We start from the raw sequence: 10,561 nt of genomic DNA, 5'->3' as shown, positions 1-10,561 counted from the left end.
CTCTTTCGTTATGGCGCGAAACGGGGTTGGTGCCGCCATTCGAGGTGTTGACGCGGTTGCTCGTTATGGCGCGAAACGGGGTTGGTGCCACGCCTCATAACGTTGGCGGTGTTCCCGTAGCGCGGTGTAAGCGGAGCGCACCCGCGAAGCACCCCGTTAGGGGTGCCGGTGAGGCCACAGGGCCATTGCAGCGGGTCTCATCACAGGTCCAGGGCGACGCGGGTGGTGACGGCGATCTGGAAGAGGATCTGGGTGAGGGTCGAGGCGAGCTGCAGGTTGTGCGTGGGTGCCTTGGGCATGACGAGGATTTCGTCGCCGGGGCGCAGCGGGGTGTTGCGGGCGTGTTCGACGGCGCCGTTCTGGCGTACCAGCAGGATCTGGTCGCGGTCGGCGCGTTCGGTGAAGCCACCGGCGCTTTCCACGTAGTCGATGACGCTCATGCCGGGACGGTAAACGGCGGCCTGGGGCACGAGGATTTCACCGCTGATGAGCACCGAGTCGCTGATTTCAGGAATGGTGATCACGTCGCCATCCTGGAGGCGGATATCGGTGATGCCGTCACTGGAAGCCACCACTAACCGGCCGCTGGGTTCGAGCTCACGGGCACGCTCGATGAAGCGTTCGATCAGCTCGGCTTCGCGCAACCGGATCTGGGCTTCCTGGTCGGTACGGGAAGATGCGCCCAGGTAAGTGGTTTCCAGGCGGCGCAGGCTGTCCTGCAAGGATTGCGCCTGCTGCTGGCGCACGCTTTCCCGCTGTAGCGAGACACTTTCCACGGCGGTCATGTTTTCCGGTACGGCAATGGCGTCGAGCAGCTCGCTGAGGCGGGCATTGCGGGGCAGCGCAAACCGCGAGGGGCCGTAGTAGCTGCCTTCGACTTCCACCACGATGGTTTCGCTGCGCTGGTCGGCGCTGAACACCACTTCGTCACCGCTGCGTACCGTTTGGCCTGCAAACAGGTTGATGGGGAAGTATTGGGCAATCGGGCCGTCGTCACGGTCGCCGCGCAGCAGCACGTGGGAAACGCCGCTTCTCAGCCGGGCCAGGTTGATGATTTCGGCACCGCTAAGCTGATTACCGATCAGTTCGTAGCGGTGTTCACGGTGTACATCACCGACCACGGCAATGGCAGGGCCACGCTCTTCCACTACGATGGTGTCGCCATCCTGAAACTGCGGGCGGGCGATGGTGCCGTTGATGAGGAAGTCGTAGAGGTCGACGGTGGCCACGGTGCGGTCGTCACGCACCACACGAATCTGCCGGTAGCTCCCCAGGTCCTGGTCGATGCCACCGGCCTGGTCGAGGAAGTAGAGCAGCGAGTCGTTGGGCGTGCCTGCATAGCGGCCCGGGTTTTCCACATAGCCAGTGACGAATACGGCCACGGGCTGAACGCCTTGCACGTTGGTGTAGACCTCGACGTTATCCGGGTACACCGCCGTAATGGCACTACGCACGCTGCCGTCTACCTGCTGGCTGTTCTGGCCTTCCACATTCAACGGGCCGGAGCCGGGGATGAAAATGTTGCCCTGGGCATCCACGGGCAGCACACGGTCGAATTCGAATGCGCCCCAGGCCCGCACGGTGATCTGGTCGCCGGGCTTGATGCGGTAGTCGGCATTCAGGCCATCCCCCATGGCACCACGAAAGCCACCGCTGAATAGGTTGGCTCCAAAGGGCGGCAAGGCATCGGGGTCTTGGGGCGGCGTGGCGATGGGGCCGTAGGTGCCGCTGCGCCAGTCGGCGCGCGGGGTGTCGTCCACTTGCTCTTGCTGCCCCTGCTGGCCGCGTTGCTGGCTACCCTGCTGGGGAAGAATGTCGTTGGAGAGGCTGATGGATTGCGCCATGGCGGGCGCAGTGGCCAGCGTGGCAAACACCAGCCCGGCCGTAGCCAGCACGCGCTTCAGCGGAGCCAACAGGGCGGGGGTGGAAGTGATCGTGGCCGACATATCAGCGCCCTCCTGCTTGAGTAACCAGGCGCTGGTGTGCCCAGCCATTGGGGGTTTCACAGGCGAGTGCTGCGCGTACGCTGCCGCCGGGCTCCATCACTTGGAGCTGGCGGCATTTGCGCCCGCTGGCGGCCAGGTACGGGGCCTCGGCAATGATTTCCACGTTGTCGCCCCAGGGGGTGCGGGCGGCGGTGTGCACACCGCTGGCGGGCGATTGGGTGAGGAAGCGGTTGAGCGCTTCGTCTTCCAGCAGCGACGCGGCATCCTGGGTAAGCACGTATTGAGGCGCTTGCTGGGCGCTGCCAGAGGGGTACTGGGTGGCGCAGCCGCTGACCAGGGCCACGCTGACCGCCGCCAACAGCATGCGAGCTGGCCGCGAGACGCAAATAGGGGCATTCAACATAGAAGATTCCATCAAAAAGGCACGCTACCGCCCAGGGATTGATACGGGCGCATTCCCTTGCCCTACGCTGTGCGGATGAATAGAGGTTAACCTGAGATATAAAAATGCTCGGCTATTGTAAGGGATTCGTTGCTTGGGCTCTACGTCAACAAGCATTGTACAGCCCGCCCTTTTCACGCTGGCGCTTCCGTGCGCAGTCACACTACGGTTTCTTTTGACGAAAAATAGCCTTTTAGTTCCGTGGCTTTCTTGTCGTAGGTGTGTCACACGGCTGTGGTAAGCTCGCTGAACGTTTGTATTGACGAGTGAAGGCACCATGAATATTGCGGTTTTTGGTACGGGCTATGTGGGGCTGGTGGCGGGCGCGTGTCTGGCCGAAGTGGGCCATCAGGTTACCTGCATGGATATCGACCCGGCGCGTATTGCCCTGCTCGATGCGGGCGAGTGCCCGCTGTTCGAGCCAGGCTTGAGCACTCTGTTGCAGCAGAACCGCGAGGCTGGCCGCCTGCATTTCACCACCAACACCGAAGAGGCCGTTCGCCAGGGTGACCTGCTGTTCATCGCCGTGGGCACCCCGCCGGATGAAGATGGCAGTGCCGATTTGCGCCACGTGCTGGCCGTGGCGCGCAGCATTGGCGAGCACATGACCGGCTACAAGCTGGTGATCGACAAATCCACCGTACCCGTGGACACGGCCGAGAAAGTGGCGGCCACCATCGCACAGGCCCAGCAAGCGCGCGGCACGGCCCACGCCTTCGATGTGTGCTCCAACCCGGAGTTCATGAAGGAAGGCGCAGCCATCGAGGACTTTACTCGGGGCGCTCGTATCGTGGTGGGCACCGAAAGCGAACGGGTGCGAGAGTTGATGCGCGAGTGCTATGCACCGTACAACCGTAACCACGACAAGCTGATGTTCATGAGCGTGCGGGCCGCGGAGCTGACCAAGTACGCCGCCAACGCCATGCTGGCCACCAAGATCAGTTTCATGAACGAGATGGCCAACCTGGCCGAGCGGCTGGAGGTGGATATCGAAGAGGTACGCAGGGGTATTGGTAGCGACCCGCGCATTGGCTATCACTTCATCTACCCCGGCTGTGGTTACGGTGGCTCTTGCTTTCCCAAGGATGTGAAGGCCCTTGAACGCACCGCCAGGGCGCTGGGTTTCGAACCCCAGCTGCTGGGTGCCGTGGAAGCGGTCAACCAGCGCCAGAAACAGACCCTGTTCGACAAGCTGACCGCCGAACTGGGCGATGTGCGGGGCAAGACCATCGCACTGTGGGGGCTGGCCTTCAAACCCAATACCGATGACATGCGCGAGGCCCCCAGCCGCACGCTGATGGAGGCGCTATGGGCGGCGGGCGCTACGGTGCAGGCCTTCGACCCGGAAGCCATGGCCGAATGCCGCCGCCTGTACGGCGAACGCGACGACCTGATGCTGGCCGGTGACCGTATTCAGGCGGTGAAAGGCGCCGATGCGCTGGTGATCTGCACGGAGTGGAAGGCGTTCCGCACGGTGGACTTTGCCTGGCTGGCCAGCCAGTTGAACGACAAGCTGGTGGTAGATGGGCGCAACCTCTATTCGCCCGCCGCCCTGGCGAGTGCCGGGCTGCGCTACGTGGGCGTTGGCCGCCGCAGCCCTCAGCCTGCCTGAGCCGTCAGGAGGCACCACAAAGACGACGCCCGGCGCCAAGGCCGGGCGTATTCGTTTGGGCTTCCCATGCGGGTCTATCCAGCGACCCCGCTAGGCCACCTTGGGGCGGGTTGCCGACGATGGCAACCCCACAGCACCACCAGCAGGAAGGCGTACATCATGACGCCGCTGTTGTGCTCCAGGAATACCTGGGAGAGTCCGAAATCCAGGAACGTAACGGGTAGCAGCACCCCCGCTGTCGCCACGGCGCGGGTGGCAAGGTCGCTGGCTTGTAGGTCGCGGGCAAACAGTCGCATGGGCACCAGATAAAGTGCCAACAAAATCACCAGCCCCAGAATGCCGCGCTTGGCGAAAGCATCGACGAATTCGTTGTGGGCGTGGCCATATTGGGCTGCTTCACGGCTGATGATACCTTCTTCACCAAAGGCGTACATGGCCTCGGCATAACCATGACTGCCCCACCCGGTCAGCGGTTTTTCCTGAATCAGGATGGCGGCGCCGCGCCACATTTCGAATCGAGCCCCAACAGAGGTCGAGCGATTTTCACCGGAAATGTACAACGCCACGTCACTGAATGCGTGCTGTACGCGAGTTTGAACCCCCGACTGAGGCACTGAATATACCACCAGCCCCCCCACCACTACGGCCGCCACGACGGCCACCTTGAGGCGGCTGGAAAGCTGGGTGCCATAAGCGCGATACAGCACCAACAGCACGATGGGAAAACCTACCCAGCCGCCACGGCTACCGGAAAACAGCGAGCCCAATATGCCGCCCAACGCCCCTGCCAGCAGCAGGGCGACCCACACCTGACGCTGGCGCTGCACCACGGCCCACCCCAGGCCTGCCATGCACAGTACGCCCAGCAGCATGCTGAGGTTACCGAACTGAATCACATGGGTATGGCCCTGGGCGCGGTCTACGCCTTCGAACAGCTTTTGCCACCCGGCCCAGGTACCTGCACTGAGTGCGCCCACGGCGGCACCGCTCCACAGAAAGGCCAGATTGGGCGGGTAGCGCAGTACCCAGAACAGCGCCGGAATGGCCAGAATGAAGCGGCTGGGCTTGTCGAAGCCTTTGCTGCCTTGGCCATCCAGCCATGCTTCCAGCATGGTAATGGCCGCGTAGGCCAACAGCACGGCAATAATCGCACCGTCCTGGCGTGTCAGCTGAGGAACACGGCGCAGGGCGATGAGCCCCAGCCCCGCCAGCAGCAGCAACAACGCCCCTAGCGAGTAGCCGCTGGGCACCACCAGTGCAATGGCGGCCAATAGAAAGACGGCCACGCCGGTGAATAGCTGGGGGGGCTGAGTGCCTGCGTGTGATGAGGGGGAGTGCGTTGCCAACATTGAAACAGACTTCCTTTCATGGCCCTGGGGCGGCAAATCATTGAGGAAGCCGATAGTAGCACAGGCAGCCCGTTCTCAGGGATAGCATGGGTTCACAGGCAACAGGGGCTTACCGATAACGTGGCTGCTTGCCAGGCGCTCACCTGGCAAGCATACGTTCAGGCGCTGGCGTACTGCTGCCAGCGCCAGGTGTCGATCATCATGTCGTCGAGGGTTTTGGTGGCTTGCCAGCCCAGCTCTTGCTGCGCCTTTTCGGCACTGGCCCAGAAGGCGGCCAGGTCGCCATCGCGCCGGGGGGCGTAGCGGAAGGCCACGGGCACCTGGGTGGCCTGGGTAAAGGCATCGATCATCTGCTTGACCGACACCCCCTGCCCCGTGCCCAGGTTGTAGTGGCTGGCGCCGGGCGTTTCCAGGGCCTTGAGCGCGACGCGGTGCCCTGCCGCCAGATCGACCACGTGCAGGTAGTCACGCACGCAGGTGCCGTCCTGGGTCGGGTAGTCGTTGCCGTAGACCTGCAGCTCGGGCAGCACGCCTGCCGCCACCTGGCTGATGTAGGGCATCAGGTTATTGGGCACCCCTTGGGGTGATTCACCAATCAGGCCCGAGGGGTGCGCACCAATGGGGTTGAAGTAGCGCAGAATGGCCACGGACCACTCTGGGTCGCTGGCGCACAGGTCTTCCAGCACCTGCTCGACCATCGCCTTGGAGGTGCCGTAAGGGCTGGTACAGCTGCCCCGCCCCATGGTTTCCACGTAGGGCGGAATGGCATCCACGCCATACACCGTGGCCGACGAGCTGAAAATCAGCCGCTTGATACCCGCTTTGGCCATGGCCTGGCACAGCACGATGGAGCCATGCACGTTGGTATCGTAATAGGCCAGCGGCTGGGTCACGCTTTCACCTACCGCCTTCAGGCCTGCGCAATGAATCACCGCGTCGATAGGGTGCTGCTCGAAAATGCTCGCCAGCAGCGCAGCATCGCGCACGTCGCCCTGGTAGAACGCCGCCGCGCGCCCAGTGATCTTTTCGATACGCGGCACCACGGAGGCCACGCTATTGGAAAGGTCATCCAGCAGCACCACCGAGTACCCTTCCTTCAGCAGTTCGACGGCGATATGCGAGCCGATATACCCCGTGCCACCTGTCACTAAAATCATCAGAGGCTCCGGTCAGTAGGCATTGGCGTGTTTAAAGCCCTTAAACACGGTCATGAAGATGATCTTCAGGTCGAGCCACACCGACCAGTTGTCGATGTACCACAGGTCATACTCGACCCGCCGCTGCATTTTTTCCAGCGTGTCGGTCTCGCCGCGCAGCCCATTGACCTGAGCCCAGCCGGTAATGCCGGGCTTCACCTTGTGCCTGCGCATGTAGGACTCCACCAGTTCCTTGTAGTACTCATTGTGGGCCAGCGCATGGGGCCGTGGCCCTACGATGGACATGCGCCCCTGCAGCACGTTGTAGAACTGCGGCAGCTCATCCAGGGAGGTGCGGCGCAGGAAGGCCCCTATCGGTGTCAGGCGGTTATCGTTCTTGGTGGCCTGGGTAACGACGCCCTCTTTCTCCTGATGCACTTTCATCGAGCGGAACTTGTAAACCTTGAACACCTTGCCGTTGGAGCCTGTGCGGTACTGCTTGAACAGCACGGGGCCAGGCGAGGTGAACTTGATGGCCAGCGCAATGGCAATGCACACCGGCAGAATCATCAGCGAGATCAGGCTGCCGACGATGATGTCTTCGGCGCGCTTGACGACTCTGGCCATGCCGTTGATGGGCGATACGCTGAGGTCGATGGCCAGGTGGCCCGCCACTTCGCTGGTGCGGTGGTTGAGCAGGCGCATGTCACGAAACTCAGGAATGAAACGTACCTCGGCGGTATGATTGCGTAAGCTGTAAAAGATGGCACGCACGACACCTCCAAGCTCGAGGGGCACGCAAATCCAAATTTCTTTGGCATCGGTCTCGGTCACACGTCTTGCTAGCCTATCCAGCCATACGTCGTTTACGTCGGCGTCAATACGCTCGATTCCCGCAATTGAATAGCCTTCACCAGGAGAGGCGCGCATACCTCTTGCTACATTGACTATATGGTGTCCAGGCCCCACCAAAAAGACCGCACGGCGCCCCCTACCTCGCATGCGTGCCGTTTTGAGTAGTAATTGCACGAACAAACGAACCGCACTTGCCATACCGAAAGACAACAGTAATGTCACTCCCACCCACAATCGCGAATAACGCTCTGCTGCATGAGAGAAATAAATAGCAGAGGTCGCTAGTAGTGCTACCATCAGCCACACAAGCAACAAGCGGCCTATCAGGGTCCATAGGCTAGTAATGCGCCAGCGTGTATACCCTCCCAGCACAGCATTCAGCACTACCACCAACAGCGCCATGACCGAGATCGCTAATACAAAACGCTCTGGAAGACGGAAGGTGCCAAAGCGCCAGAGGTGTGCCAACAACCCTCCTAACGCAACGGCCATTATGTCTGCAAAAGGAACGACAAGTTGCGCAGGATAGTGTTCCGTCAGACCTTTAGTTTTACTCAATACCATACTCATGAAAAAGCCGTTAACGTTTCATTTAGAAAAATAGCACATAAATCCCCACATCATCACACAACAGTCAAGCATCTTCATAATCAACCGTATACTTAAAAAACAAAGACTCTAACTCTTCGCATAACACAAGCTTGCTTTTGGCATCACTGGGCAAGCAACTTTGAAAGTTCACCGCCTGACATCCAAACATAATACTTGCTGTTAACAAAGCACCCGAATTCATACCAGCCACCGCTGCATAACGAAATTTTGAAAGATGTACCTCCGCTGGTGCCTGACTAACGACTACGCATCCTGAATCTAGCATTTCTTGATATGGCTGACGATCCAACGGGTGTGGCTTAACTTTAAGAACCTTCCCTCTATCGAGAAAAAAATTCTTAATCTTAATCATTAGCTCTTTATTTTCACGAGCGGTTATCAAGCCAAGCTCTACTAATGGCGAAGTGAAATACAGCACACTATCACCTGCATCATTACATTCGCCAGACTGTTTGTAAACATTGAACGCCAACTCCGAGACAGCAGCCTGATGCCAATAACGAACCTTCTCATCCTGACGCTGACTCAACAACCCCCACTTGCAGTCTATCAACCAACGTGAGGATAAAAATTTTTTTTCAAAAAAAAACCTTGCCAAGTAAAATCGCTTTCCTTCTCGCCTAGCCACCTCGCGCTCTTGAGACAAGTTGTGATAGCTTCCTATACCTTCTTCAAAAGAAAAAGTTCTGACACACTTACCAAACAAAGCATTTTCAAAAAAACTCAATACTGACGGCTTAAAGTAAGTATGATGCCCCAAATACAAGAAACCATTACCCTTTAAATTATTTTTAAAAAATAGACGAGCCAAAAAAGAAGGAAAAAAATCTTGGAAAAGTTCTGTATTTCCTCTGAACACTAATGTCCACCTGCACACCTGAACGCGTAACAAAAGACTCTTCTTTCAACAGGAAGCTTCCGTTCATCGCTGGAATAGTATGCAAAATGACATGATCTCCTACTGAAGCTCTCGACAAACAATAAGAGAGACTACTGATCATATGGAACGGGGTAATAATATCAAAAGCATGAAAAACTGATTTCATCACTATGACTCTAAATCAAACAGTTCATACTGTACTGGGCTATTTCTCTTAACATCTACTTTCAATCGCCCCCCCAGCACTACCTCAAAATACTTTGGAGCAAGCCCAAACCCTGGCCTCACACTTTTAATAGCATCTTCAGTTACGATATCCCCTGCCTTCAGGTCCTTGACAAAATATAGCGAGCGGCGAAATTTGATGTTGCCCTGTTCGCTTGATTTACGTCCATAATCGACATGGCCAAGCGCTTGCCAGGCCGTTTGCGTGTCGCGGCATAACGCCGCCAATTCTGCAGGCTCCAGGGAAAAGCTGTCGTCTGGCCCACCACCAGTACGATCCAGTGTTACATGTTTTTCAATAATAGAGGCCCCCAAGGCAACGCTGGTAATCGCCGTGGTGTTATCCAGGGTGTGGTCGGAAAGCCCGGTCACTAGCCCATGTCGAGCGATCATGTCGGGAATCGTGCGCAGGTTATAGTCTTCAGCAGGTGCTGGATAACCGCTGACGCAGTGCAATATGGCCAGTTCTTCACAGCCCCCCTCACGTGCCGCTTCGATAGCCTCAGCAATCTCTGCGGCATCCGCCATTCCCGTGGAAATGATCATCGGTTTGCCAGTACTGGCAACGTACTTGATCAAAGGCAGATCGATCGCCTCGAAAGAAGCAATCTTATAGGCGGGTGCATTGAGATTTTCCAGCAGGTCTACGGCTGTATTATCGAAAGGAGAGCTGAAAATGGTAATGCCGAGCTTGCGCGCGTGCTCAAAAAGCGGCTCATGCCACTCCCAGGGCATGTGAGCTTCCTGATAAAGTTGATACAGCGTTTTTCCATCCCAGAGCCCCCCATGAATCTGAAACGCTTCAGCGCTGCTGTTCAGTGTGATGGTGTCCGCTGTGTAGGTCTGCAGCTTGACAGCATCAGCACCCGCTACCTTGGCTTCTTCTATAATTTTAAGCGCTGTCTCTAGCTTGCCATTATGGTTAGCGGATAGCTCCGCTATAATGTAAGGCTTTTCCTCTACACCAATGCGCCTGCCGTCAATCATCATATGCGGGTGCTTCATGATTAAGCTCCTTATGGTTGGGTTTGCCATTCATTGCGTAGCAAACCAAAATGCACGACCGAATGGTAACACTGGCCATCGTAATACTGGTCGCGCAGTTCACCTTCCTGCTGAAACCCGAGCCTTAGATGCAACTTGATAGACCGCTCATTGAAACCGAGCGCCTGGCCACACACCTTGTGCAGTTCAAGGGTTGTAAAGGCATACTCAAGTGCCGCCTTGCCTAATTCATATCCCGTGCCTCGCGGCGCGAGAGGCGACAGATAAAACCCCCAGTCGGCGATCTGGGCATGTTTCGATTGAGTCAAATTGATAAACCCCAAGGGAGTAGCATCACTTTCGAAGATCAGCAGTGTTCGCGACTCGTCTTGCCGACTTTGAGTAAACCAACGCCTATGCTCGGCTGGCGAGATTTTGTGCTGGGTATACATGAATTTGCGAATATCAGGGTGATTGCGCCAAGCCAGCACAGATTCCAGATCACTTTCGCACATTGCAC

General features: G+C 57.8%; 9 protein-coding genes. 1 reads left to right on the top strand and 8 read right to left on the bottom strand.

Annotated elements, in window-relative coordinates; translation table 11 throughout:
* Window positions 1-200: 200 nt before the first annotated feature.
* Window positions 201-1,946, bottom strand: coding sequence for a polysaccharide biosynthesis/export family protein (locus B7L71_RS12255; protein ID WP_081138297.1), 1,746 nt, complete (start codon window positions 1,944-1,946; stop codon window positions 201-203).
* 1 nt (window position 1,947) lies between these two features.
* On the bottom strand, window positions 1,948-2,349 hold the full coding sequence (locus tag B7L71_RS12250) for a DVU3141 family protein (protein WP_081138295.1): 402 nt from the start codon (window positions 2,347-2,349) through the stop codon (window positions 1,948-1,950).
* Between the two features lie 316 nt (window positions 2,350-2,665).
* Here B7L71_RS12250 and B7L71_RS12245 point away from each other — a divergent pair, with 316 nt between their 5' ends.
* On the top strand, window positions 2,666-4,000 hold the full coding sequence (locus B7L71_RS12245; protein ID WP_081138293.1) for a UDP-glucose dehydrogenase family protein: 1,335 nt from the start codon (window positions 2,666-2,668) through the stop codon (window positions 3,998-4,000).
* A gap of 74 nt (window positions 4,001-4,074) precedes the next feature.
* On the opposite strand, the gene B7L71_RS12240 is transcribed toward B7L71_RS12245, so the two are convergent.
* The 6 genes from B7L71_RS12240 to pseH form a co-directional block, all read right to left on the bottom strand.
* On the bottom strand, window positions 4,075-5,349 hold the full coding sequence (locus B7L71_RS12240) for an O-antigen ligase family protein (RefSeq protein WP_081138291.1): 1,275 nt from the start codon (window positions 5,347-5,349) through the stop codon (window positions 4,075-4,077).
* A gap of 158 nt (window positions 5,350-5,507) precedes the next feature.
* Window positions 5,508-6,506, bottom strand: a complete 999-nt coding sequence (gene galE, locus B7L71_RS12235; protein WP_081138279.1) for a UDP-glucose 4-epimerase GalE — start codon at window positions 6,504-6,506, stop codon at window positions 5,508-5,510.
* Window positions 6,507-6,518: 12 nt separating this feature from the next.
* The gene (locus B7L71_RS12230) at window positions 6,519-7,832 is read right to left on the bottom strand and encodes an undecaprenyl-phosphate glucose phosphotransferase (RefSeq protein ID WP_170919498.1); all 1,314 of its coding nucleotides are present in this window, start codon (window positions 7,830-7,832) and stop codon (window positions 6,519-6,521) included.
* Between the two features lie 142 nt (window positions 7,833-7,974).
* Window positions 7,975-8,811: a polysialyltransferase family glycosyltransferase gene (locus B7L71_RS12225; RefSeq protein WP_139790130.1), complete on the bottom strand. Its 837-nt coding sequence runs from the start codon at window positions 8,809-8,811 to the stop codon at window positions 7,975-7,977.
* 189 nt (window positions 8,812-9,000) lie between these two features.
* A complete protein-coding gene (gene pseI / locus B7L71_RS12220; protein WP_081138275.1) occupies window positions 9,001-10,062 on the bottom strand; it encodes a pseudaminic acid synthase in 1,062 nt (353 codons plus the stop codon).
* An 11-nt stretch (window positions 10,063-10,073) separates the two neighbouring features.
* A partial coding sequence (gene pseH / locus B7L71_RS12215) for a UDP-4-amino-4,6-dideoxy-N-acetyl-beta-L-altrosamine N-acetyltransferase (protein ID WP_212636760.1) occupies window positions 10,074-10,561 on the bottom strand: 488 nt, incomplete at its 5' end.

Origin of the sequence: Halomonas sp. BC2, assembly GCF_002078115.1 — a bacterium.
GTDB lineage: Bacteria > Pseudomonadota > Gammaproteobacteria > Pseudomonadales > Halomonadaceae > Vreelandella > Vreelandella stevensii.
This window is presented reverse-complemented; position numbering and strand designations above follow the sequence as displayed.